This window comes from Maribacter sp. (assembly GCF_039974175.1).
Classification (GTDB): domain Bacteria; phylum Bacteroidota; class Bacteroidia; order Flavobacteriales; family Flavobacteriaceae; genus Maribacter_C.
In genome coordinates this window covers 786,293-811,533 of record NZ_JBDWJN010000003.1, presented here as the reverse complement: position 1 = coordinate 811,533, position 25,241 = coordinate 786,293, and the positions used below count along the sequence as shown (strand labels likewise).

The 25,241-nt window shown below is 39.2% G+C and carries 26 protein-coding genes; 20 read left to right on the top strand and 6 right to left on the bottom strand.

Going from position 1 to position 25,241, the window contains the following annotated elements; all coding sequences use genetic code 11:
* The first annotated feature begins 59 nt into the window (after positions 1-59).
* The 5 genes from ABJN95_RS04670 (at position 60) to purD (ending at position 6,802) form a co-directional block, all read left to right on the top strand.
* Positions 60-1,505 carry an alginate lyase family protein gene (locus ABJN95_RS04670; RefSeq protein WP_348368837.1) on the top strand — a complete coding sequence of 482 codons (1,446 nt, stop codon included), beginning with the start codon at positions 60-62 and terminating at the stop codon, positions 1,503-1,505.
* Positions 1,502-2,713, top strand: a complete 1,212-nt coding sequence (locus ABJN95_RS04665; RefSeq protein ID WP_348368836.1) for a glycosyltransferase family 4 protein — start codon at positions 1,502-1,504, stop codon at positions 2,711-2,713. Before ABJN95_RS04670 ends, ABJN95_RS04665 begins: the two co-directional genes overlap by 4 nt.
* Positions 2,714-2,746: 33 nt before the next feature.
* Positions 2,747-3,964 (top strand): MraY family glycosyltransferase, encoded by a 1,218-nt coding sequence (locus ABJN95_RS04660; RefSeq protein ID WP_348368835.1) that lies wholly within the window; start codon positions 2,747-2,749, stop codon positions 3,962-3,964.
* A 134-nt stretch (positions 3,965-4,098) separates the two neighbouring features.
* The gene (locus ABJN95_RS04655) at positions 4,099-5,085 is read left to right on the top strand and encodes a UDP-glucuronic acid decarboxylase family protein (RefSeq protein ID WP_348368834.1); all 987 of its coding nucleotides are present in this window, start codon (positions 4,099-4,101) and stop codon (positions 5,083-5,085) included.
* A gap of 445 nt (positions 5,086-5,530) precedes the next feature.
* The gene (purD, locus tag ABJN95_RS04650; protein ID WP_348368833.1) at positions 5,531-6,802 is read left to right on the top strand and encodes a phosphoribosylamine--glycine ligase; all 1,272 of its coding nucleotides are present in this window, start codon (positions 5,531-5,533) and stop codon (positions 6,800-6,802) included.
* Positions 6,803-6,868: 66 nt separating this feature from the next.
* Here the strand turns inward: purD and ABJN95_RS04645 are convergent, their stop codons facing one another.
* A complete protein-coding gene (locus ABJN95_RS04645) occupies positions 6,869-7,090 on the bottom strand; it encodes a uracil phosphoribosyltransferase (RefSeq protein ID WP_348368832.1) in 222 nt (73 codons plus the stop codon).
* Between the two features lie 133 nt (positions 7,091-7,223).
* Here ABJN95_RS04645 and ABJN95_RS04640 point away from each other — a divergent pair, with 133 nt between their 5' ends.
* Genes ABJN95_RS04640 through ABJN95_RS04630 form a run of 3 tightly spaced genes read left to right on the top strand, consistent with a single transcriptional unit; the run spans position 7,224 to position 9,844 of the window.
* Positions 7,224-8,162, top strand: a complete 939-nt coding sequence (locus ABJN95_RS04640; RefSeq protein WP_348368831.1) for a DUF6427 family protein — start codon at positions 7,224-7,226, stop codon at positions 8,160-8,162.
* A gap of 24 nt (positions 8,163-8,186) precedes the next feature.
* The gene (locus ABJN95_RS04635) at positions 8,187-8,789 is read left to right on the top strand and encodes a DUF4254 domain-containing protein (protein ID WP_348368830.1); all 603 of its coding nucleotides are present in this window, start codon (positions 8,187-8,189) and stop codon (positions 8,787-8,789) included.
* A gap of 11 nt (positions 8,790-8,800) precedes the next feature.
* On the top strand, positions 8,801-9,844 hold the full coding sequence (locus ABJN95_RS04630) for a glycosyltransferase family 9 protein (RefSeq protein ID WP_348368829.1): 1,044 nt from the start codon (positions 8,801-8,803) through the stop codon (positions 9,842-9,844).
* 8 nt (positions 9,845-9,852) lie between these two features.
* On the opposite strand, the gene ABJN95_RS04625 is transcribed toward ABJN95_RS04630, so the two are convergent.
* The 4 genes from ABJN95_RS04625 to ABJN95_RS04610 all read right to left on the bottom strand — a co-directional run bounded on the left by ABJN95_RS04625 (position 9,853) and on the right by ABJN95_RS04610 (position 13,011).
* Positions 9,853-10,470 carry a TetR/AcrR family transcriptional regulator gene (locus ABJN95_RS04625; RefSeq protein ID WP_348368828.1) on the bottom strand — a complete coding sequence of 206 codons (618 nt, stop codon included), beginning with the start codon at positions 10,468-10,470 and terminating at the stop codon, positions 9,853-9,855.
* Positions 10,471-10,692: 222 nt separating this feature from the next.
* Positions 10,693-11,748, bottom strand: a complete 1,056-nt coding sequence (gene arsS / locus ABJN95_RS04620) for an arsenosugar biosynthesis radical SAM (seleno)protein ArsS (protein WP_348368827.1) — start codon at positions 11,746-11,748, stop codon at positions 10,693-10,695.
* Positions 11,749-11,832: 84 nt separating this feature from the next.
* The gene (locus ABJN95_RS04615) at positions 11,833-12,168 is read right to left on the bottom strand and encodes an arsenosugar biosynthesis-associated peroxidase-like protein (RefSeq protein WP_348368826.1); all 336 of its coding nucleotides are present in this window, start codon (positions 12,166-12,168) and stop codon (positions 11,833-11,835) included.
* Between the two features lie 147 nt (positions 12,169-12,315).
* Positions 12,316-13,011: a DUF2064 domain-containing protein gene (locus ABJN95_RS04610; protein ID WP_348368825.1), complete on the bottom strand. Its 696-nt coding sequence runs from the start codon at positions 13,009-13,011 to the stop codon at positions 12,316-12,318.
* A 193-nt stretch (positions 13,012-13,204) separates the two neighbouring features.
* Here ABJN95_RS04610 and ABJN95_RS04605 point away from each other — a divergent pair, with 193 nt between their 5' ends.
* The gene (locus ABJN95_RS04605) at positions 13,205-13,975 is read left to right on the top strand and encodes a patatin-like phospholipase family protein (protein ID WP_348368824.1); all 771 of its coding nucleotides are present in this window, start codon (positions 13,205-13,207) and stop codon (positions 13,973-13,975) included.
* A 38-nt stretch (positions 13,976-14,013) separates the two neighbouring features.
* Here the strand turns inward: ABJN95_RS04605 and ABJN95_RS04600 are convergent, their stop codons facing one another.
* Entirely contained in the window at positions 14,014-15,063 is a 1,050-nt protein-coding gene (locus ABJN95_RS04600; protein WP_348368823.1) for a ferredoxin--NADP reductase, read from the bottom strand.
* Between the two features lie 214 nt (positions 15,064-15,277).
* Here ABJN95_RS04600 and ABJN95_RS04595 point away from each other — a divergent pair, with 214 nt between their 5' ends.
* The 11 genes from ABJN95_RS04595 (at position 15,278) to atpA (ending at position 25,235) form a co-directional block, all read left to right on the top strand.
* Entirely contained in the window at positions 15,278-15,625 is a 348-nt protein-coding gene (locus tag ABJN95_RS04595; protein WP_348368822.1) for a YciI family protein, read from the top strand.
* Positions 15,626-15,629: 4 nt separating this feature from the next.
* The gene (locus ABJN95_RS04590) at positions 15,630-16,880 is read left to right on the top strand and encodes a sigma-70 family RNA polymerase sigma factor (protein WP_348368821.1); all 1,251 of its coding nucleotides are present in this window, start codon (positions 15,630-15,632) and stop codon (positions 16,878-16,880) included.
* A 270-nt stretch (positions 16,881-17,150) separates the two neighbouring features.
* The gene (locus ABJN95_RS04585; RefSeq protein WP_348368820.1) at positions 17,151-19,706 is read left to right on the top strand and encodes a hypothetical protein; all 2,556 of its coding nucleotides are present in this window, start codon (positions 17,151-17,153) and stop codon (positions 19,704-19,706) included.
* A 7-nt stretch (positions 19,707-19,713) separates the two neighbouring features.
* Positions 19,714-20,196 (top strand): polymer-forming cytoskeletal protein, encoded by a 483-nt coding sequence (locus tag ABJN95_RS04580; protein WP_348368819.1) that lies wholly within the window; start codon positions 19,714-19,716, stop codon positions 20,194-20,196.
* Between the two features lie 149 nt (positions 20,197-20,345).
* Complete coding sequence (locus ABJN95_RS04575) at positions 20,346-20,561, top strand: AtpZ/AtpI family protein (RefSeq protein WP_348368818.1); 216 nt, start codon at positions 20,346-20,348, stop codon at positions 20,559-20,561.
* A 1-nt stretch (position 20,562) separates the two neighbouring features.
* On the top strand, positions 20,563-20,949 hold the full coding sequence (locus tag ABJN95_RS04570) for a hypothetical protein (RefSeq protein WP_348368817.1): 387 nt from the start codon (positions 20,563-20,565) through the stop codon (positions 20,947-20,949).
* 138 nt (positions 20,950-21,087) lie between these two features.
* A complete protein-coding gene (gene atpB / locus ABJN95_RS04565; protein ID WP_348368894.1) occupies positions 21,088-22,197 on the top strand; it encodes a F0F1 ATP synthase subunit A in 1,110 nt (369 codons plus the stop codon).
* A gap of 30 nt (positions 22,198-22,227) precedes the next feature.
* Positions 22,228-22,434, top strand: coding sequence for an ATP synthase F0 subunit C (gene atpE / locus ABJN95_RS04560; protein ID WP_348368816.1), 207 nt, complete (start codon positions 22,228-22,230; stop codon positions 22,432-22,434).
* A gap of 79 nt (positions 22,435-22,513) precedes the next feature.
* Positions 22,514-23,014 (top strand): F0F1 ATP synthase subunit B, encoded by a 501-nt coding sequence (locus tag ABJN95_RS04555; RefSeq protein ID WP_348368815.1) that lies wholly within the window; start codon positions 22,514-22,516, stop codon positions 23,012-23,014.
* A gap of 6 nt (positions 23,015-23,020) precedes the next feature.
* The gene (gene atpH, locus ABJN95_RS04550; RefSeq protein ID WP_348368814.1) at positions 23,021-23,560 is read left to right on the top strand and encodes an ATP synthase F1 subunit delta; all 540 of its coding nucleotides are present in this window, start codon (positions 23,021-23,023) and stop codon (positions 23,558-23,560) included.
* Between the two features lie 94 nt (positions 23,561-23,654).
* The gene (gene atpA / locus ABJN95_RS04545; protein WP_348368813.1) at positions 23,655-25,235 is read left to right on the top strand and encodes a F0F1 ATP synthase subunit alpha; all 1,581 of its coding nucleotides are present in this window, start codon (positions 23,655-23,657) and stop codon (positions 25,233-25,235) included.
* The last annotated feature ends 6 nt before the right edge of the window (positions 25,236-25,241 follow it).

Here is a 25,241-nt window from a genome sequence, read left to right as displayed (position 1 = left end):
ACTATTTTCTTCGCAATCGGTTTTTTAAAAAACAGTACAGCAAAACTTTGACAAGTCAAATGGAACCGCTGACTTGGAAGGATTCTTTTTTATATACCGATAGTTATAAAAAAAATAGTAGCTTCAATTTTTTAAACCGCTCGCATAGCTTTAACGCTGATATAGATTGGAATTACAACGCTTTCGGCAAGCTTTGGACCTACAATCTTAACTACTTTGATTTTTTAAATCAACAAAATTGTTCAGCCGAGGAAGGATTAGCTCTACTTCAAGACTATATCGAGAAAGATGCTATTTTGAAAGATGGGAAAGAACCGTATCCCATTTCTTTAAGAGGCATCAACTGGGTCAAGTTCCTCTCCAAACATGCGATTTCAAATCAAGAGATTAACCAATTCCTGTACAATCACTACCAAACACTACTTCGCAATTTGGAGTATCACCTGCTTGGAAATCATCTTTTGGAAAATAGTTTCTCCTTGTTCTTCGGAGCCTACTATTTCAAAGACGAAACCCTGTATACCAAGGCAAAACATATTTTAAAGGAAGAACTGACCGAGCAACTACTGAAAGATGGAGCGCATTTTGAGCTTTCGCCCATGTATCATCAGATACTTTTACACCGTTTGTTGGACTGTATTAACCTTTTACAGCTAAATTCTTGGAAAGAAGACACACTTGGTCCGTTTTTGAAAGAAAAGGCCCTAAAAATGCTCTCTTGGCTTCAGGAGGTCACTTTTTCGAATGGCAATATTCCCATGGTCAATGATAGTGCCTACGGAATTGCCCCGACATCAAAACAATTGTTCGGGTATGCCACTGATCTTGGCTTAGTATGGCCCAAAGGAGCACTTTCTGATTCGGGTTACCGCAAATTCCAACAGGCCGACTATGAACTTTACGTGGATGTTGGCAATGTGGGTCCTACCTATCAACCTGGTCATGCCCATTCCGACACTTTCAATTGGGAGTTGTACGTAGCAGGGAAAGCTATTATCGTTGATACCGGAACCTCCACCTATGAAAAAAACGCCCTCCGACAAGCAGAACGCGCAACGGCATCCCACAATACCGTCAAAATTGGAAATCAAGAACAAACTCAGGTTTGGGGTGGGTTTCGCGTGGCCAAACGGGCAACGGTAAGCATATTAAGCGATACTGAAAACCAGGTAAAAGCGGAACATAACGGCTATAGACGTCTCGGAGCAAAGCATACGAGAAGTTTTACTGCAGATGCTTCTCAAATTGTAATCGAGGACGAACTAAACAAAGAACTCAAGCAAGAACAAGTAGCGTTTTTCCATTTTCACCCCTCCGTAAAACAAATCGAAGTTCACGATCACAGCCTTAGGCTCCCTGCAGAAAACATACAAATAAGCTTTGAAAATCCATTGAAGATAGAACTACTATATTATGAGTATGCTACTGGTTTCAATCAAAGAGAAAGATCTAGAAAAATCGCGGTATCTTTTCAAAAAACTCTAAAGACCCAAATAAACCTATGAAATTGCTGTTCTTAACCGACAACTTTCCACCTGAATTCAACGCTCCGGCTACGCGAACCTATGAGCATTGCCGAGAATGGGTAAAAGCTGGAGTTGAGGTTACGGTAATTACTTGTGCGCCTAATTTTCCTGAAGGAAAGGTATTTGAGGGGTATACAAATAAGTGGCGACAAACCGAAATAATCGACGGTATCAAAGTCGTTCGTGTTTGGACTTACATTGCTGCTAATAAAGGATTTCTAAAGCGCATAGTCGATTTTTTGAGCTTTATGGTAATGTCTTTTTGGGCAGGCCTTTTTATCAAAACAGATTTGATAGTTGCCACCTCGCCCCAGTTCTTTACGGCCATATCAGGCCGATGGCTCGCCTTTTGGAAACGAAAAAGATGGGTAATGGAAGTTCGTGATATTTGGCCCGAATCCATTAGGGCGGTGGGAGCAATGGATCGGAACTTGATCATTCGCTTTTTCGAGTTTCTCGAACTTCGTATGTATAAAAGTGCTTGGAAGATTGTTACGGTTACCGATTCTTTTAAAGAACAATTAATCAGTGAACGGGGCATCTCCGCAAACAAAATTGAAGTGGTCAAAAATGGCATTAATGCTGATATGTTTCGTCCTATGTCCAAGAATTTGGCCTTGCTGAAAGAACTCCAATTGGAAGATAAATTCATCATTGGTTATATCGGCACGCACGGAATGGCACACAAACTTGATTTTATTTTAAATGCCGCTGGAAAAATCGAAAATAAGCGTGTTCACTTTCTTTTTTTAGGTACAGGAGCCGAAAAGGAAAATCTTTTGAAACTCAAGCAAAAACTACGTTTAGCAAATGTGACCATGCTTCCGCCAGTGGCGAAGAATCGGGTTAAGGAGTATATTTCGATTTTAGACGTAGGTCTAGTTAACCTAAAAAAGTCCGATACGTTTAAGTCGGTATTGCCTTCAAAGATTTTTGAACTCTCAGGTATGCACAAGCCCATTTTAATCGGAGTTGAAGGCGAAGCACAGCAATTGGTAGAAGAATACGGTGTTGGCTTGGCTTTCGAACCAGAGAATGAACAAGATTTTATCACCAAGGTTGATTCTATAGTGACCAAGCACACTATTGCCGAAAGCCACTATGTAAAAATTCTTAAAGATTTTGATAGGAATACCTTAGCGGTTAAAATGCTGAGGTTTTTGAAGGATTCTAATCAAAATGGGTAAAGTTTTTCTACTTTTAGAGTCTCAATCTGTCAAGTGAACTTTCTAGAAACCGCCATATTACTATTTATAGGGTCTTTTCTCCTTATCTATTTGACCATTCCAAAGATTATCAAGGTTGTTGAATACAAGCGCCTGATGGATGATCCGAATCAACGCAGTTCGCATATAAGTAAAACGCCGACGCTCGGGGGTGTTTCTTTTTTTTACACCTTGATTTTCGCACTATTTTTTATAAAAAACTGGCCTAGTTTTGAAGAGTCGATTTATATCATTCCCGGCTTGACTATTTTATTCATAGTTGGTTTGAAAGATGACTTGGTGGTTATTTCTCCCGGTGCAAAGTTGATAACACAGGTATTTGCCATTGCTTTCATTCTGGCGAATCCGAGTTTTACCATAGATTCTTTAAATGGTTTCTTGAACATTAATGAAATTCCGCATTACCTCTACTTAGTTATTGCGGGTTTTATGATGTTGACGATTATCAATTCATATAACCTTATTGACGGTATTGACGGCTTGGCATCGGTTGTAGGCATTGTTATTATGGTGATCTACACCACCATCTTTTATATGACGCAAGAGTACTTTTTTGCCTTGCTAGCAATTACTGTAAACGCCAGTTTGATGGCGTTTTTGGGCTTTAATCTTTCTTCTGATAAAAAAATATTCATGGGTGATACTGGTTCATTAATGGTGGGTTTCATTATCAGTATTTTGACCCTGAAATTTTTGGCTCTAAACCCCAGTGATTATACTGAATTACCGTTCTTGCTAGAAAACGCACCCTTGATCGCGATATGTATATTGATAGTGCCTTTGTTTGATACCGCCCGTGTTTTCACTATTCGAATTGCTAATAAAAAGGGTCCGTTCTCTCCTGACCGTAATCATACGCATCATGTACTTATCGATTATTGGGGGCTATCGCACAAGCAGGCCAGCTTTATTATAGGCTGTTTTAATCTTCTTTTTGTAATGCTTTTCATTGTCTTGGGCAGTAAGGCCAGAAATTTAGGCATGGTGTTGATGTTGGTCTCTGTTGTCGTGTTCTTAGGATATATTTTCTTCAAGTACAACTACAGTTTTGCTACGCTGAAGCAGAAAATTATGCTCAGAAGAAAAGTAGACAAGATTACAGGCAAAAAGAGTGACTCAGCTAGGAATAACCATGCTAAAAACAATCAGTTGAACGGAAAATTAAAGGAGGAGGAGACTACTGTGAATTCTCCCGAAGAAAACGTGCAATAGAACGTATTTAAGGTACTTTCCCGTGGTATTCGTGTTGTTGGTCTAGAATAATTTTCCAAGCCTGGTATTAAAACTATTTTTGCACTTCAATTTTTGTGCTAAACTTACGTTAGAAAGACAAACAAACTAATTTCATGAAGCGAATTTTAATTACCGGAGCGGCAGGATTTCTTGGATCTCACTTATGCGACCGTTTTATCAAAGAAGGTTTCCATGTCATTGCGATGGATAATCTTATTACAGGAGACCTCAAGAATATTGAACATCTGTTTAAGCTTGAGAATTTTGAATACTACCACCATGACGTTACTAAATTTGTACATGTTCCTGGGAAGTTAGACTACATCCTACATTTCGCTTCACCTGCTAGTCCCATTGATTATTTGAAAATTCCTATTCAAACCCTTAAAGTTGGGGCTTTGGGAACGCATAACTTATTGGGCTTGGCGAAAGAAAAGAAGGCCAGGATCTTAATTGCGTCTACCTCTGAAATTTACGGTGACCCCTTGGTACATCCGCAAACCGAAGAGTATTACGGAAATGTAAATACAATTGGCCCTAGGGGCGTATATGATGAAGCCAAACGTTTTCAGGAGTCTATTACCATGGCATACAATCGGTTTCATGGTGTAGAAACCCGTATTGTTCGAATATTTAATACCTACGGACCTCGAATGCGCCTCAATGATGGGCGTGTAATTCCAGCATTTATGGGTCAGGCCCTAAGGGGTGAGGATCTTACGGTCTTCGGAGATGGTTCTCAAACACGTTCTTTCTGCTATGTGGATGATGAAATCGAAGGGATATACAGACTTCTAATGAGTGATTATGAGTTGCCTGTTAACATTGGTAACCCCCATGAAATAACGATCCGAGATTTTGCTGAAGAAATTATTAAGCTAACAGGAACTACTCAAAAGGTAATCTATAAAGATTTGCCCAAAGATGATCCTATGCAACGTCAGCCCGATATTACCAAGGCAAAAGAAATATTAGGTTGGGAACCAAAGGTGGGTCGTGAAGAAGGAATGCGAAAAACATTCGAATATTTCAAGACATTGTCACAAGATGAACTTGAAAAAACCGAGCATCGCGATTTTTCAGCTCGAAATAAAAAATAAAGAAAACTTGTTTATAGGTAAAAACCCTGTCGCATCGACAGGGTTTTTTTATTTGTATATCAAAAGTGGCGGCATTAACGCATAGCGAACCTACATTTTTCAAGGATAGAGAGTTATTAAAATTTCCGAGATAAATTCACCTATATTCAGGTTAAAACCGGTTAAAAAGGCAAGTTATTAATGCCTAAAAAATCGTATACGATTTTTTGAGAAGTCAATGGATACTCGTCTTGATCGACGACTAACAGACGCATTTCATCGATGAAATGCATTTTTTTGGATTTTTCTGCGTTTTTCTAGCGATAATTCGCCAATGTGGCACCAAATCTCCTTTCTGGCGTTTTGCCTCGAATACTTTTGCCCCATGGGGCATTATATTCTTTTAGGTCGCACTGTTCTTGCTATTGCCTAGAACATTGCTATTTTTGCTCAAAATGTAAAGCGAATGAATATTTTAATCCTCGGTTCAGGAGGCCGAGAACATACCCTAGCCTGGAAACTTGACCAAGATGAAAAGCCAAATACGTTATTTGTTGCCCCTGGAAACGCGGGTACGGCTAAAATCGCTAAAAATATACCGATTAGTGTAAATGATTTTGATGGTATTAAGAAATTGGTATTGTCGGAGGAGATAGAAATGGTAGTGGTAGGCCCTGAAGACCCTTTAGTCAATGGAGTACACGATTATTTCTTGGAAGATGCTGAATTAAAACATATTCCGGTTATTGGGCCTCAAAGGGCCGCAGCCGAATTGGAGGGAAGCAAAGAATTCGCTAAAAAATTTATGACACGTCACAAAATTCCAACAGCTGCTTATCAAAGTTTCACGGCAACGGAGTTGGAGCAAGGATATGCATTTCTAGAAAGTTTGCATGCGCCATATGTGCTAAAAGCCGATGGTTTGGCAGCGGGTAAAGGTGTTTTGATTTTGCAAGACCTAAATGAGGCCAAAAAAGAATTGCGAACTATGCTTGTCGATGCCAAGTTCGGAAATGCCAGTGCCACTGTTGTTATTGAAGAGTTTTTGGCGGGAATTGAATTGAGCGTTTTTGTGCTAACAGATGGCAAAGGGTATAAGGTGCTGCCTACCGCAAAAGACTACAAACGCATTGGAGAGGGTGACACAGGACTCAATACAGGCGGAATGGGCGCCATTTCCCCGCCTCCTTTTGTCGATCAAGAGTTTATGAATAAAATACATGAGCGCATCGTCATTCCGACCGTAGAGGGCCTTAAAAAGGATAATCTACCATACAAAGGGTTTATTTTCATTGGTTTAATCAAAGTAGGAGATGATCCTTTTGTCATCGAGTACAATGTAAGGCTTGGTGATCCAGAGACTGAAGTGGTGGTGCCACGAATTAAAAATGATTTGACAGCAGTTTTTCAGGCGGTGGCGAATCAAACCTTAGATGCTATACAGTTAGAACTAGACGAACGTACTGCAAGTACGGTGATGCTAGTCTCTGGAGGCTATCCAGAAGCTTATGAAAAGCATAAGACCTTGAGTGGCTACGATCAAATTGAAGACTCCTTGGTTTTTCATGCAGGAACCCAACTAAAAGACGGCGAAGTAGTCACTAATGGTGGTAGGGTTATGGCGATTACTTCTTTCGGCGATAATTTCAAGGAGGCATTACAAAAGTCTTACAAGAACATCGAAAAGGTGCACTTTGATAAAATGAACTATCGAAAAGATATTGGTTTCGATTTATAAAAACCCAATAAAATTAAGATTTGGCAAGCTTGAATTCCAATGTAGGATCGTCAAGCGCAAGCGAAATTAAAGATACGAATGAGAGCTAATACTCTTATCCTCTTCACCCTTGTCGTTGTACTTTTTGAGTTCTAGCATCCAGTAAACAAAGGCTACCATTCCAATTATAGACAATAGCCAATTTACGGTGTTAGAAGCCCACCAATTTTCCATAAAACGAAAGAAATCGTATGGTGCGAAAAGTACGTTTACAAATAAATCTTCTATCCCTCTAAAAAATGAAGTCATGTTAGCTATATTTACTCGATAATCGAGATTAGGTATTACGAGCTTTGCCTCGTATGATTAAAGTTGTTTCTTTTACCAACGCTTTTGGGGTTTGCCAACTAGCGTTTGCTGAGCAAAAATACAAAAACATCGGATGATTTCAAGCATTTTTGGAAAAACAAAACCCATCAACTTCATCATCGTATTGTCGTTTTTGTTCTTGACCTATTGGGTAGTCCATTTTTTTCTTTATGACAAGGCTTACGATACTTTTGAACTCGTGCTACAAGTGCTCTATTTCGGTGTTTTGGCTTTTAGCATTTTTGTGGTGGATTTTATCGTTAAAAGGAACAAGATTACTGCCGCGAATTCCTTTGCAATATTGTTCTATGCGTTGTTAATATTGGTTTTTCCTGAAACCTTGGCTGACAGCAACGCTATTTTTTGTAGTCTTTTCCTCTTGTTGGCAACACGACGATTAATAAGCATAAGATCCCTAAAGAATATTAAACTAAAAGTATTTGATGCCACCCTCTGGGTAATGGTTTCCAGTCTGTTTTATGAGTGGGCGGTTTTATATTTGATATTGGTATTTCTTGCGATTTATATCTACGAACCAAAGAATATTAGAAATTGGATGGTACCCTTCGCAGGTATATTTACTGTGTTTATGATTGCCTATTGCGTTTTAATTCTATCAAATCAACCAGAGTTTCTTGTCGATCATTACCAATTTCAGTTTGATTTTAATGTGACTTACTTTTCGAAATGGATAAACAGCACCAAGCTGGTGAGCTATGTGCTGCTAACTATTTTTGCCATCATATTTGCGTTTTTGAAATTGGGAAAGGCTGGCCTTGGCCAGATTGTGACTATGCGTCTCATCGGATTCTCGTTTGTATTGGGGCTTATTCTCAAAATACTTACATCTTCGGCCGATGCACATCCAATAATGGTGACCTTTTTTCCGGCCAGCATATTTATTTCGAATTATGTAGAGTCTATTAAAAAACCCAATATCAAGGAAGTCGTACTTATTGTTTCCATATTTGTGCCCTTGCTAATCTTACTTACTACTCTGGTTATTAAATAGTAACTTTGCCAAAATTTAATACAGATGTTCAGCGAATTTGCCTTTAAAATCTTTGATGAAAGTATAGCCACCTATCATATTGAAGACAATGTTTATCAGTCGTTTACAAACCCCTATCCAAAGGATGAGATAGCTCATTTACTGTATCGAAAAAATTGGATCGATACCGTACAATGGCATTATGAGGATATTATTCGTGATCCAAACATTGTTCCCGAAGCGGCTTTGACCCTTAAGCGTAAAATAGATGCGAGTAACCAAGACCGCACCGATCTGGTTGAGTACATTGACAGCTATTTCCTTAGCAAATACCAAACAGTGGCAATCAAAGATGACGCAACGATCAATACAGAGAGTCCGGCATGGGCTATCGATCGGCTTTCTATTTTAGCCTTAAAAATTTATCATATGAACGAGGAGGCTACAAGAACGGACGCGTCTTCAGAACATTTGGAAAAATGCCGTCAAAAACTACAGGTTTTATTGGAGCAGAAGAATGACTTATCAACAGCAATTGACCAGTTGTTAAGCGACATCGAAAGCGGTGATAAGTACATGAAAGTCTATAAACAGATGAAAATGTACAATGACGACGAGCTAAATCCAGTACTTCGTGGCCTGAAGTAAGCCCTTTATTTATGAGTTCACAAAAACATCTCTTGGTCATTCGATTGTCTGCCATGGGTGATGTTGCAATGACGGTGCATGTAATCTCCGCTTTGGTACACCAGCATCCAGACGTTCAAGTGACCATGCTCACTAGGCAATTTTTTAAGCCGCTGTTTTCACAATTGCCCAATGTCAAGGTGTATGTTGCTGATGTAAAGGGAAAACACAGTGGTGTATTCGGACTTTGGAAATTGTATAATGAGCTGAAAAATCTGCAGGTAGACGCTGTTGCCGATTTGCATCAGGTACTTCGCACTGCTATTTTAAAGCAATTCTTTAAGTTAGGCGGCTTTCGTTTTGCTCAAATCGACAAAGGGAGAAAGGAAAAGAAGGCTTTAACAGCTTCAATGAATAAGGTTTTCAAACCTTTGAAAAGCACGCACCGGCGGTATGCAGACGTTTTTGCGTTGCTTGGGTATCCCGTGAATCTTGAGAAGGCACCGTTGTTGTCTAGGCAGCCCTTATCTGAAAAAAGTAAGCAACTGTTGACCGCTACTGATAAAAAGCGAATCGGCATTGCTCCTTTTGCCGCTTTTGAAGGCAAGATGTATCCCTTAGATTTGATGGAGCAGCTAATTGCTCAATTAAGCAATAGTGCTACCTATGAAATTTTACTTTTTGGAGGAGGTGAAAAAGAACAAAAACAACTGGAGATCTGGGAAAAGCAATTTCCGAATACAGTTCAAACTATAGGAAAACTTACGTTTTCTGAAGAATTGAACCTTATTTCGCATATAGATTTGATGCTGGCTATGGACAGCGGAAATGCACATTTGGCGGCTCTTTTTGGGGTTCCTACGCTTACCCTATGGGGAAATACCCATCCGTATGCTGGGTTTTATCCGTTTGGGCAGGATATGGAGAACGCCTTATTGGCTGACAGAGAAAAATTCCCTTTTATTCCTACCTCGGTTTATGGTAATAAAATGCCCGCCGGATATTCTGAAGCGATGCGAACTATTCGCCCCCAAGTCATCCTTGACAAAATTCAAGAAATTGTAGAGAAAAAGTAACGATTCTTTTAGAACGAAGCTTGCTTTACTTCTATCGATTTGAAATATTGACGCAATTGCGACATAAATCGGTATTTTCTTGCACTCGGAGCGGTTTCTACCATTAGGGTACGAATTCCGATATAAGAACTCATTAAATAAACGGCAACCCCTTCTGCATCAACGTGTCGGTCGATATGGCCATTGAATTTTCCTCTTTGAATGGCAGAAACTAGCGTAACCTCCCAGATGCGTAGAATTTCGTTCAAATGTTGCATAATTTCAGGATTCCTGCCGTTGAATTCATTGATGAAGTTACTTAGTAAAAACCCGTAATCCATCTCATTATGAACAGCCGTCTCAAGGGCATCTTCAAAACAATTGATAATCAGATCCAAGGTATTCTCATGCCCTTCAATGGGCTCAATTAGTGAGCTATATACTTTGCGCACTAGAAGGTTTTGAATGATTTGAACAAAGAAATCTTCTTTTGATTCAAAGTGGTAGTAGAAAGCGCCCTTTGAAAGCGAAAGTTCTTTGAGTACATCATCAATACTGGTATTGTAATACCCATTTTTGTAAAAGAGTTCAAGACCAGTGACCTGCATACGGTTCATGGTGGTCATTCGTTTTAAAGATTTTTCCATTCGAGCTGGGTTTTTTAGTTAACCGACTAAAAGGTCTGTTTATAGAACTCCAAATCTTTCGTTTTGGTATATCATGAGAGATGATTTGCTCTAAAAACCCGTCAAAATCCTAAAAAAAGCAACATAGTCAACGAAATAATTACAGAAAAGACCAATTGGTTTGAAAAAGCTAGAAGCATTGCCAGCCAACATATCAAAAATACCTTCCAAAGTATCCATTTGTTACGTCACCACACCTTGACAACTACTTCCTGCCCCCGCTGTACAACCATAACAATGCTGCGAAATAATAATGTTTCTGTCATTTAACAAATCCTCATTGTAGTCTTTGATGTGTTTTACCTTACTGGCTACTTTCAAATCGAGCATTTGATTGAAGTCGCAATCGTAAATCCATCCATCCCAACTTATAGAGATGGTGTTGGTACACATCACGTTTTCCACTGCTGATGGGTTGTAGGCCTCTACCAACGAATACATGTAGTCTTCATAATTTTCGGAAGCGATCAAGTAGTCTAGAAAGCGCGCAATGGGCAAATTGGTGATGGCAAAGAGATTGTGAAACTGAATATCAAAGTCCTCCTTCAAAGCTTTTTTAAAATCGGCTTCCATGGCCATTTGATCACCCGGTAAATAGGCGCCTGAAGGGTTGTATACCAAATCTAGTCGTAAACCACTTTCAGGCATTCCGTAGCCTACAGCATTTAATTCTTGTAATGCCTTAATCGATTTATCGAAAACCCCATCGCCGCGTTGCTTATCTGTTTTTCCACGGGTATAATGAGGCATTGAGGAAATCACATGTACATTATGCTTCTTAAAGAAAGCAGGCAAATCGTAGTATTTCTTATTAGCACGAATGATCGTTAAATTCGAACGAACAATAAAGTCTTTGATTCCTGCCTTTGCCGCTTCTTCTACAAACCATCTGAAATCAGGGTTCATTTCAGGTGCGCCACCCGTGAGATCTAAGGTATGGGCACCCGTATTTCGAATAATGTCTAAACATTGTGACATGGTTTCACGTGTCATGATTTCCTTCCGATCAGGTCCAGCATCTACATGACAGTGCTCACAAACCTGATTGCACATATAACCAACATTGATCTGAAGTATTTCTAGTTTTTTCGGACGTAGCGGAAAATGTCCGATTTCATTGATTTTATCTTTAAAATAGGGTAGTTCACCTTCAGCGAAAATACCCCCATTTAAGACTTCGAGTTGCTTGTTGACCTGTGCCAACGCTTCCCCCTTAGCTTTTAATGATTTTGTAGCCATTTTTGTCTGTTTTCGGTTGGCAGTGACCCTAGGCGAATTGAGCGTACTTATTTTGCTTACTGCAACTGCTAACCGTTTACTATTTTACATACTTAATTTGTTGTACTTATTCATCATTTGAACACCATGTACCAAGGTTGCACCGCTTTCAATGGCGGCTCCGGCATGAACGGCTTCCATCATTTCCTCGCTAGTGATTCCTTTTTGTAGGCCGTCTTTGGTATAGGCGTCAATACAGTATGGACATTTAACAACATGGGCTACAGCCAATGCGATTAAAGATTTTTCACGCGCACTAAGCGCTCCCTCTTCGAATACCTTTCCGTAATAGTCAAAGAATTTGGTTCCAATTTCCTCGCTCCATTCTGTTATTTTACTGAATTTTCTGAGGTCCGCAGGGTTATAATATGAATCTGCCATGATTTGTTTTTTAAGAATTTGTCTGTTTTTGAAATAAGATTTTGATAGCGAATATGCACTGGTTCACCGCTAAAACGGTATCCAAGGCAAGGTCGCTTTTGAGTATAGCTAGTCAAAGAAAAACGTAGGACTAGAAATAGATTGTAGTTAGAAAGAAATTGCGGTAGGAGAACCTTTGTTATACCGAATACTGATGGCCAGAGGTTCGACTTTTTGCAAAGAAGAAAGGGGCTTATTTCCGGGCAAACCTACAGCCTCTAATAAGGCTTTGGTTAACTTTTTGGAAAATTGATAGGTATAAGAAAGAATTGATTTTACATCCGCCTGCGTATCGATATCGCATAAGGTTCGGAGTTTGAAAATTTTAGTACTTCCCTGTTTTAGAAGATGTACTAGTTGTTTTGACAAATAGCTGGTTTGCCAAGCCAATTGCAGGAAGGCCTCAGGTTCAAATTGCGATTTATGAAGTCCCATCAAATAAAAACCACCATCTGTTGACGGTCCTAAAACGAGTCTGTTGGCGCCTAGCTGTTTTGTCGCCTCCTTAATATGCGAGACTTTTAGCTGGGGTGTGTCGTTGCCAATAGTAATAATCTGCTCGTAGCCCTTATCAAAGATCGCTTTTATCGCATTGGTAAAACGTTCGCCAAAAGTAATTCCGAATTGTTCTTGCTCAGAAACATGAAAATAAGGAAGGGAGGTTTTGGCAACGGTAGAAAGCGTTTGATTTGTCAATGAATCAAACAAGTGAACGCCCTTATGTATCGATTTATGCCTGAGTTCTACGCTAGGAGAATTGGCAAAAACCAATATTGCTGTATGATGTTGCTTAGAATGAGGCATAGTAATTCTGTAGTGCAAATTTACGAAGAATTGCACGGGTCTTTCGTCGATGAAGTGTTAATTGAATTACACCTCCTGGTGCAAAAATATGTACAAATAGTATTTTATGAAGTGAAATAGTGTTCTTTAAAAGCAAATTTACTTTCATAAAAATAGGGAAACCCAGTATTTTTATAGTATGAAAATAGAGGAATTGAAGTCAAAATCAATTGGCTTGGTGCTATCTGGAGGTGGCGTAAGGGGAATGGCCCATATCGGACTAATTCAGGCTATGAATGAATTCGGAATTGCTGTAAATGTGGTGTCAGGAAGTAGCGTAGGTGCTTTGGTGGGAGCGCTCTATGCCAACGGGAACACCGTTGAAGATATGCTGGCTTTTTTTAAGGAAACCCCTTTGTTTAAGTACAACTTTCTAACCTTGGTGAAGTCAGGTTTTATCGATACTGACCGCTACGTTGCTATTTTCAAGGGATATTTTCCTGAAGATAGTTTTGATGCTTTGGAACGCGAGCTGCACGTGGTGGCTACAAATCTACAAAGAGCAGAACAGCGTTTTTTTTCAACTGGAGAGTTGATCCGTCCTTTGTTAGCGTCAGCCGCACTACCACCTTTGTTCAGTCCCTTAGAATTGGATGGCGAACTTTATGCTGACGGGGGTATTATGAACAACTTTCCCTTAGAACCTGTTCGAAATAAGACCGATTTTATTATCGGCAGTAACGTTTCTATTGTCAGTGACCTTCAGAAAACAGATTTGAAGAATTCTCTGCAATTGACAAGTAGAGTTACCGGATTGATGATATACGCTATCAATCAACAAAAGCTTGCCGCTTGTGATTTGATGTCGGCTCCCGAAGCGTTAGAAAACATAGGTGTTTTAGATAGAAAGGGAATTGAGAAGGCCTATAAAATTGGTTACGAGAACGCAACTAAAATGTTGGAGGAAGCCTTTGGCAAAATCTAAAATGTACCAGTGCTATATCTAAGAGTCTAACGACCTGTTCAGACATCATCATAATCTACTTTCAATGTAGGAGTCACTGCATGTGCCTGACAAGTTAGAATAAAACCTTCCTCGATTTCACCATCTGTTAAAATCTGATTTTTTACCATTTCGGCTTTTCCTTCGGTCACTCTAGCGATGCAACTACTACAAACCCCTCCCTGACAAGAATAAGGGGCGTCGATATTTTCCTTTAGCACAGCATCAAGAACAAGCATTTTTTTATCCATGACAAAGGCAAACTTTTCGTCGTCAACCGTTACTTCAATTTGTGTTTCACCATCAGTGGAAATTGGAAGCTCATCTTTAATTTCAGTGGTGGTAAAAAGCTCAAAATGAATCTTGTCTTTAGGAATTTCATTATCGGTTAGGGTATCGGTTACTTTATGTATCATCTCCTCGGGTCCGCAAAGATAGAAGGCATCAAAAACCGTATCGCTATGTTTGTTTTTTAATGCATAATTTACAGTTGAGGTATCAATACGCCCGAAAAGCGAGTCTTTCTCTTGTGTCTGGCTGTTGGTGAAATAAACAAAAAACCGATTGGTATAGTCTAGTTGAAGTTTTACTAAATCAGTATAGAACATGGTCTCTTCAAACGATTTGTTTCCGTAAACCAATATGAATTTATTGCCGGTATTGCTGGCTAGAACGGTTCTGGCGATACTCATTATGGGAGTGATGCCACTACCTGCTGCAAAGGCCGCTACATTTCTTATTTTATCCGAGGGTACAAAAGTAAACCGACCTTCCGGAGGCATTACTTCAAGGGCTTCCCCGGCTACCAATTTTGAGTTTGCGTAATCTGAAAACCCACCTCGGTCAACTTTCTTGACACCAATGGTAATTGTATCTCTTTTTGGCGATGAGCTAATCGAATATGCCCTTCGAAGCTCTTTTCCTTTAATTTCCTTTTTTATGGTAATATATTGACCTGCCTCGAAATCAAAGGTTTGAATTAGGTCTTTGGGTATGTCAAAAGTAATCGCAACAGAACTGGGGGTAAGTTTTTTAATATGCTTCACCGTGAGCGAATAAAAATCGGCCATGTTTTCTTTTTCAAAAATTAGAGTGCAAATTTAGGCATTGAAAGCACCATATAAAATTGGATAGCTAAAAAATAATTCCTTCTTTGTAGTCAAATACCCATCATAATGGCAGTTTTTGGGTTGGAAATAGAAAATATCAAAAAAAATGTCCGAAAACGCATTTCGCTCTCCGTCATAGGGGCAAACAGTTTTATTAACCTTTAAATAGTAAGAAATGAAAGATTTTATGATGATTTTTATCGGAGCCGATTATCAAGAATTGGGCTTGTCGCCAGAACAGATGCAAAACCGTATGGGCAAATGGTTCGGTTGGAACGAGAAAATGAGAGCTCAAGGCATTGTGAAAGGTGGCGATGCCTTGGTACCAGTGGTTAAACGAGTTTCTGGTCCCAGCCGAACTATTTCAGATGGTCCTTTTGTAGACAGCAAAGAACTTATAGGGGGGTACTATATTGTACAAGCAGAAAATGCCGAGGCCGTAGTCAAGATAGCGGAAGATTACCCTGACTATGACTTAGGAGGTACGGTTGAAATAAGAGAGGTAATGGTTTTTGACCAGTAGATTTATGGAAAACAAAATTGTCGACCATCTTTTCAGACATCATTATGGAAAGATGGTTGCTATTTTAACACGTTTCTTTGGGCTCTCGAATATCGAAACTATCGAAGACGCGGTTCAAGATACTTTTATAAAGGCAACTTTGCAGTGGCGTAAGCAATTGCCAGACAAGCCTGAAGCTTGGTTGACCAAAGTCGCCAAGAATCGTACAATTGACTTGCTGCGAAGTATTAAAGCAGAGAAAAATAGAATTGATAAAATTGCCACCGGCACTTCCGCTATCTTATTAAACGATTTATTTCTTGACCATGAAATTGAAGATAGCCAGCTCCGTATGATTTTTGTGGCTTGCCACCCTCGTTTAAAACCTAAAGAACAGATTGCTTTTGCGTTAAAGACCATTTCGGGTTTTAGTACTCGTGAAATTGCCGCTGCCCTATTGACTAAGGAAGATACAATTGCCAAAAGACTAAATCGTGCCAAGCAAATCATTGTCAAAAACAATATTCAATTTGATTTCCCCCCTCCAAATGAAGTGCAAGACAGACTTGCCCGTGTAATGGAGGTTGTCTATTTAACTTTTAACGAAGGGTTTCATTCAACAAATAAAGAGAAGCTCATCCGAGAAGATCTTTGTGGTGAAGCCATTCGCTTGTGCAAACTTCTGCTAAAAAAAGAAAAATTTCGCTCTGGTAGCGTTTATGCCCTATTTGCACTTCTGTGCTTTCATGCTTCACGCCTTGAAAGTAAGACCAATATGGCCAATGAGATCGTTGATATTCGAGAACAAGATCGTAGCAAATGGTATTTTCCTCTTATTCAAATGGGAAACGGAGCGATGAACAAGGCGATGGAATATGAAGATATTTCCATTTACCATTATGAAGCCGCAATTGCAGCCGAACACATAAAGGCAAAAACCTTTGTTGATACCAATTGGGAAAAAATCTTAAACTGGTATCTCGAGCTACAAATAGTAAAACCTTCGACCCTTAACCTATTGAATATAGCCATTGTCAATTTACAACTTCACAACTTTGATAGCGTGAAAGACATTTTAGATAAATTGCCTATTTCTGATCTCGAACAACGCGAGTACCTGTATTACGGTTGCTATGCCGAATATTTCGTCAAAAGGGGTGATGCTAGTCTAGCCATTTCCTATTTAGACAAAGCCATTTTAAAGACCTCAAATAGCTTGGAAAAGGCCTATTTGCAGAAAAAGAAGTTGTATTTGGAGATTCAAGCTCAAAACTAAGAGAACCAACCCGTTGGTTGGTTTACTACCTAAAAAGGAAAATCTAGCCGTGACTATCTCCGTTTTTTAGCCGAAAATAGTCTTTGAAGGGTATTGTTTAGGAGGCTTTTTCGATAAAATTCCTGTTTCACATACTAGTTAGTTTGTAAAAGAAGGATTGTAATTTTATTTTTCTCGATTTTACTTTACTTTTTTTAAAGCACTTTATCGATGAACCATATAATAAACTGGATGTTTTTCAGTTAAGTTTACATACGTACACAGACAATTTTGAAGCTTCAACACAAACTTATACTTTCGGCACTTTTGGGCAGCCTTGTTTTCAACGCATGTTCTACAAAAAAAGACGCTTTTATCAACCGCAATTGGCATGCGCTAAATACCAAGTATAACACCTTATATAATGGCAATATAGCCTTTGAATCAGGTCGCGAAGAGCTCAATGCCAATTACAAAGACGATTATTGGGAAATACTCCCCATTGAACGCCTTGAAGTCACTGACGAGATTAAGTTAGATTCAGAAGACAACAATCCCAATTTTATTATTGCAGAAGAAAAGGCAACTAAAGCCATACAAAAACATAGTATGGACATCAAGGATGAGGAACGCAATCCGCAAACAGATGAAGCTTTTTTGCTACTCGGAAAAGGTAGATACTTTGACCAACGTTATATTCCAGCCCTTGAAGCTTTCAATTATATCATCAAAAAGTATACCTATAGCGATAAGCTTAACGAAGCCCATATTTGGAGAGAGAAGGTCAATATACGCTTGGAAAATGAAGAATTAGCGCTTAAAAATCTAAAACGCCTTTTAAAGTACGAAGAACTTAAGGATCAAGAATATGCCGATGCACGAGCAATGATGGCACAAGCCTTTATCAATTTAAAAGCACCCGATACTGCTATTCAACAACTAAAGATTGCTTCCTATTATTCAAAGAAGAATGCTGAAAAAGGAAGGTACTACTATATCATAGGTCAACTTTACAATCAATTGGGTTACAAAGACAGTGCAAACTACGCCTTTGACAAGGTAATTGACTTGAATAGGAAATCGCCTCGCGTATACATGATCAATGCGGAGATTCAGAAAATCAGGAATATTGATATTACTGCTGAAAATCAGGAAGAAATTCTAGAATACTTAACAGATTTAGAAGAGAATCGCGAGAACCGGCCTTTTTTAGATAAAATTTACCGTCAGGTGGCAGAGTTCCATTTGGGCAACGCATCAGACAGTCTAGCAGTACGTTATTTTAATAAATCGTTAAGGGCAACCCAGAATGAACCAAAATTGAATGCTCTGAACTATGAGAATTTGGCGGAGTATAATTTTGATAAGAATGTATATAAGGTGGCGGGCGCATACTATGACAGCATGTTGACCAACCTTCCGGAGAACTCCAAAAAGTTTAGGGCTACCAAAAAGAAATTCGATAATCTTGAAGACGTTATAAAATATGAAGATATCGTTCAGTACAGTGATAGTGTGATTACCTTATATAATATGCCTGTGGATGATCAGCTAGCCTACTTTCAAGATTTTATCGATCAAATGAAAGAGGCCGAAGAAGAAGCCAAAAGGAAAGCAGAGGAAAAGATCACCGCAAGCTTTGCATCTTTTGGTGAGACCAAAGGAGGCAAGGAAAACCAAGGAAAGTTTTATTTCTATAATCTCACGAGTCTTGGATATGGCAAAAACGATTTTACCAACAAATGGGGAAATCGGGTTTTGGAAGATGACTGGCGTTGGAGCAACAAAACAAGAACCTTGCCTACAGAAGCAACAGGTGAAGGAATCGTTGTGAATGACAGTCTAAGCGCGGAGCCTACCGCTGACGAAAAATACGATGTGACGTTTTACATGGACCGTATTCCAAAAGATGAAGCCATAATCGATAGTTTGCACGGTGAACGAAATTTTGCCAACTACCAATTGGGACTTATTTATAAAGAGAAGTTCAAAGAAAATCTTTTGGCCGCTGGCAAGTTGGAAGATGTGCTGAAATCAAACCCTGAGGAGCGATTGATACTACCTTCTAAGTATAACTTGTATAAAATATACGAAGAAGAAGGGAGTCCTTTGGCAACAACTATGAAGGACAACATTCTAAAAAACCACGGTGATTCGCGCTACGCGGAAATCTTGTTGAATCCATCTGCAGTTTTAGCGGAAGGAGAAGATAGTGCCGATACCCGTTATGGCCTTCTTTTTGAAAAGTATAGAAATCAAGAATTCCTTACCGTAATCACGGGAGCCGAAGAGAACATTAATAGATTTACTGGTGATCCTATCGTTCCAAAGTTTGAAATGCTTAAAGCAAACGCTATAGGTAGGTTAAATGGTTTTGAACAATTTAAAGAAGCCCTGAATTATGTTGCATTGACATATCCGAACAATGCTGAAGGAAAGAAAGCGGAAGAAATGGTTGCCGAACAGTTGCCCAAGCTGGCGCCCAAAGAATTTACTTCTGAAGTGGCTTCTACAGGTTCTGGAAATTGGAAAGTAGTATTTCCCTTCAAGCGTAGTAAAAATACAGAAGCGTTAAAATTGAAGGAAATCCTTGAAAAATCAATAAAAGATTTGAAATATAGGAATGTAGTTTCAAAAGATATTTATACCTTGGAAGACCAATTTGTGATCGTACATGGCTTTAAATCAAAAGATAGGGCACTCGGTTACTCTGAATTAATTGAAAAGAATAAAGACTATAGAATTAAAAACCCCCGCTTTGTAATTTTATCGTCAAACTACAAAGTCGTACAAGTACATAAGAATTTACAAGCATATAAGAACTCACTTTTAACCCCAAAACCCTAAACGAACAATGTTTTCAGACAACAAAAAACCTAGAACTATGAACGAAATCGGCGGACAACCCAACAGAATTGAAAAGAATACTAAGATCAAAGGAGATATCGTTTCCGAAGCTGATTTTAGAATTGACGGAAAATTAGACGGCAACGTGAAGACCTCTGGTAAAGTGGTCATTGGCAAAGATGGATACATCCACGGAAAAGTAGAATGTGTAAATGCAGATATCGAAGGAAGTTTCAATGGTGAACTGTTGGTTTCTGATTTACTTTCTTTAAAATCTTCCGCTGTGATCGAAGGTACCGTGGCCGTAACAAAGCTGGCAGTGGAGCCAGGAGCAACTTTTAATGCCTCTTGTACCATGAAAGGCAAAGGTGGTGCCTCATTGAGCAGCAGCACCTCTTCAAGTGCTAGTACCACTGCAAAAACTGCTGCCACTGGCGGATTTAAATCCTCTTTAGGCAATAACGTAAACGGACCAGCAAAAGCTTCCTAAATAAAGCATTACTTTTGTTGAAGACATCAGGGTCGTTTTGGCTTTGTCTGACCAATAAATACGTATACTATAAAGTAATTGCCACGCTATGCAGTGTGGCAATTTTTATTTTGGGTAATTTTGCAGCTGTATTGTAATATGTTCTAAAAATGCCCAAACCCAAAAGTCAAGCGAAATATTGGTTAAGCCTTACCGGCATAGCCGTGCAAATGGGTGTTCTGATTTATTTGGGGGCATGGTTTGGAGGATGGTTAGATGAGAAATACCAAAAAGACAATAATATGTTTACCATAATTCTAACGCTAGTTGCCGTAGTAGTATCGATGTACTTGGTGATTCGACAAACTAAAAAATTAAACCCCTGATTTGGACAAGAGAATAACCACTTTCGCACTTCAACTAGTTGCCGTTCTAGCACTTTTGGCCATGCTTCACATGGCGTTTTTCTATGCACGTGCTCAAGCCATTCCTTTTGACTTGATTGCATTGGGTTATATAGTGAACTTCGCTATGGCTTTCGGTATTTATTATGGTATGCTCCAATTAGCCAAAAAGCAAAATAAGAATTTGGGGGTTGTTTTTTTACTGGGAAGCACCTTAAAATTCGCGGTCTACTTTCTTATTTTCAATCCGCTTTTTATGCAAGATGGCGCACTTTCAAAAGTAGAATTCTTCACCTTTTTTGCGCCTTATATTACGTGCCTAATTATAGAGACTTTGGCTCTCGTTAAGTTGCTCAAAGACATCGATTAAAAGCTTGTTTTAACAGGATGTCGAATGCTTAAAAATAAAAAGGAAAATGCTTTTTTCTTTTTGGGATATTACCGTACATTTGCACCGATTTTTAGGGAACCAAAAAACGGAGTTTTAAGACCGATATTTTTGAGCGTTATGCAAAAAACATTTTTGACCAAGTTTTTATTTGTTACAGCACTTTTTGTAAGCATTGCTGCTTTTGCGACTGAAGCGGAAAGTAATGAAGGAGGAGAAAAAGACCTAAAGGCTGAAATCACCGATTATATTGGTCATCACTTGAAAGACTCTCATGATTTTTCATTGTTTTCTATCCAGCAAAACGATGGAACAAAGAAGCACATAGGCTTCCCACTTCCAGTAATTCTTTGGGATGACGGATTAAAAGTTTTTTCCTCTTCTAAATTCCACCATGGCGAAACCGTTGCTGAGGTAGATGGACACTACTACAAACTGTATCACAGTAAAATATATAAGACTGATGCCGATGGAACCATCAACTATGATGAGAAGCATCATGCCACAAATGCCAAACCTTTAGATTTTTCCATCACCAAGGGTGTGGTAATGATTTTTATTACTGGTCTTTTAATGTTTTTGTTATTTCGAGGTTTGGCAAGGTCTTATGCCAAAAATGGAAGTATTCCTAAAGGAATAGGTCGTTTTTTCGAACCTATTGTGCTTTATATACGAGATGATATTGCAATTTCAAACATAGGTGAAAAGAGATATAAGAAATACATGCCTTTCTTGTTAACGGTGTTCTTCTTTATCTGGTTCTTGAATATGTTTGGTTTAACGCCATTAGGAGTTAACGTAACCGGCAACATTGCGGTCACCACCGCTTTAGCAATCGTTACTTTCTTGTTGACCAATTTAACAGGAACAAAAGATTATTGGAAACACTTATTCGATCCGTTAGGAGATTCAATGCCTTGGTATGGAAAGTTACCTTTGTATGTTATCCTAATTCCTATCGAGATATTGGGAATCTTTATCAAACCGTTTTCACTCTTGATTCGTTTGTACGCAAACATGCAAGCAGGGCATATCGTAGTAATGAGTTTGATAGGATTGATGTTTATTTTCAAAAGCTGGATCGGCAGCCCATTATCTTTCGGATTGGCATTTGCCATTTCGTTGATTGAAATTTTAGTAGCGCTTTTACAAGCCTATATTTTTACCATGCTTTCGGCATTGTATTTTGGTTTTGCATCAGAAGAGCACGACCATGCGGAAGCACATTAAATTGAATGTTTAATTTTTAATATATATGTTATGACAATTCCAAGAATTGTAGGTGCAGGATTAATTGTAATCGGTGTTGGTGTTGGTATCGGAAAGATCGGTGGCCAAGCTATGGAAGCGATTGCACGTCAGCCTGAAGCTTACGGAAAGATTCAAACAGCGATGTTGATTGCAGCAGCGCTTATTGAAGGTATCGGTTTTGCAGCCTTGTTCGCAACTGCTGAACTTGATGGTTAAAATTCTTAACAAACGGTTGTAACGGTTGGTTATGACCGTTTGTTACTATTAAAAATTCAACGAATATTAAGTAAGTGATATGGAACAGTTAATTGAAGATTTTTCGCTAGGATTGTTTTTTTGGCAGACCCTGTTGTTTATAGGGTTGGTATTGTTGCTTCGCAAGTTTGCATGGAAACCAATTCTCAATATGGTAAACGAGCGTGAAGAGGGTATAAAAAATGCCTTGGCTGCAGCAGAAGACGCAAAGAAGGAAATGCAGAATGTTACTGCCGACAGCGAGAAGTTGTTAAAAGAAGCTAGAGCCGAACGTGAAGCTATGCTGAAGGAAGCTCGTGAAATCAAAGATAAACTGATTGCTGATTCGAAAGAGCAGGCGAAAGTCGAAGGCGATAAAATGATCAAACAGGCACAAGCTGCTATTGAAAGTGAAAAGAAGGCGGCTGTAGCAGATATAAAAAGTCAGGTAGCCAACCTTTCCGTAGATATCGCCGAAAAAGTAATCAAGGAACAACTTTCCGATAAGAGCAAACAATTGAAATTGGTTGACGATTTATTGGGAGACATCAAATTGAACTAAGAGCCCATGAGCGATTCTAGAGCAGCATTGCGATACGCGAAAGCCATCCTTGATCTGGCAGTAGAGAACAAAGCCGAAGATGCCTTGGAAAAGGACATGCGGAATATCGTGGAAACCATTTCAAGCAGTGATGAGCTACGTGAAATGTTGGCTAGCCCTGTCATAAAAGGTACTGCCAAAAAAGAAGCTTTAGTAGCTATTTTTAAAGGTAGCAATAAAGTGACGGAAGGAGCAATCTCTATGTTGGTAGACAACAAACGGGTTTCCATGCTCAACGAAGTAGCTACAAAATATCTTATTCTTAATGAAAAGTTGAAGGGCAAAGATGTTGCCTTTGTAACGACAGCAGTTCCGTTAACAGCTGCATTGGAAAAGAAGGTTTTGTCAAAGGTAGCTGAGTTAACAGGAAACCAAGTATCTATAGAAAACAAAATTGACGAGAGCATTATTGGTGGTTTCGTTTTGCGCGTTGGCGATTTACAATATGATGCCAGCATCGCGAATAAATTGAGCAGTTTAAAAAGAGAATTTACAAGTAGTCTATAGTCTTTTGCTAAAGCATCGGACTATGTAATTTTTAATAAATAGGAAGACAAATAGGCGTCTAACGTCTAGCATCTAACATCTAACGTCTTAAAAAATGGCAGGAGTAAAAGCCGCTGAGGTATCAGCAATTTTAAAGAAACAGTTATCAGAATTCGAAGCTACGGCCTCTTTGGATGAAGTGGGAACCGTATTACAGGTTGGTGATGGTATCGCACGTGTATATGGACTATCAAATGCGGAATACGGAGAATTGGTAGAATTCGAAGGCGGACTTAAAGGTATCGTTTTGAACTTGGAAGAAGATAATGTTGGGGTTGTATTATTGAGCCCATCACGTGATGTGAAAGAAGGTTCAGTTGTAAAACGTACACAAACTATTGCTTCTATCAACGTAGGGGAAGGTATTGTCGGTCGAGTGGTAAACACCTTAGGTTTGCCTATCGATGGTAAAGGCCCTATCTCAGGGGAGACCTACGAAATGCCATTGGAGCGTAAAGCACCAGGGGTTATCTTTCGTGAGCCGGTTACCGAGCCCTTGCAAACGGGTATTAAATCTATTGATGCCATGATCCCTGTGGGTAGAGGGCAAAGAGAACTTGTTATTGGTGACCGTCAAACTGGTAAGACTACGGTTTGTATCGATACGATCTTGAATCAAAAGGAATTTTACGATGCGGGAGAGCCTGTATATTGTATTTATGTAGCTATCGGACAAAAGGCTTCGACGGTTGCTGGTATTGCTCAGACTTTGGAAGATAGAGGCGCTTTAGCGTATACCACGATTGTTGCCGCGAATGCATCTGATCCTGCTCCTATGCAGGTATATGCTCCTATGGCTGGAGCGGCGATTGGAGAATACTTTCGTGATTCAGGTCGTCCAGCATTGATTATATATGATGATTTGTCAAAACAAGCAGTTGCTTATCGTGAGGTATCTCTTTTATTAAGAAGACCTCCAGGACGTGAAGCCTATCCTGGTGACGTTTTTTACCTTCACTCTAGATTGTTAGAGCGTTCTGCAAAAATCATCAATGATGATGCGATTGCAAAAGATATGAACGATTTGCCAGATGCGTTGAAACCCATGGTAAAAGGTGGTGGTTCTTTAACGGCTTTGCCTATTATTGAAACTCAGGCTGGTGATGTTTCTGCTTATATTCCAACGAATGTAATCTCTATTACTGACGGGCAGATTTTCTTGGAGCAAGACTTATTCAACCAAGGGGTACGTCCTGCGATTAACGTAGGTATCTCGGTATCTCGTGTAGGAGGTAACGCTCAGATTAAATCGATGAAGAAAGTTGCAGGTACGTTGAAATTAGATCAAGCGCAGTTTAGAGAATTGGAGGCCTTTGCAAAATTCGGTTCCGATTTAGATGCGGCAACCTTAAACGTTATTGAAAAAGGACGTCGTAATGTTGAAATTTTAAAGCAAGCACAGAACGATCCTTATACGGTAGAAGATCAGGTAGCGATTATCTATGCAGGTTCAAAGAACTTATTAAGAGATGTTCCTGTTGAGAAGGTAAAAGAATTCGAGACCGATTATATCGAGTTCTTGAATGCCAAGCATAGAGATGTCTTGGATACCTTAAAATCTGGTAAATTGACCGACGAAGCAATTGATACTTTAATGACAGTTGCCAAAGATTTATCAGGAAAGTATAGAGCTTAATTATTG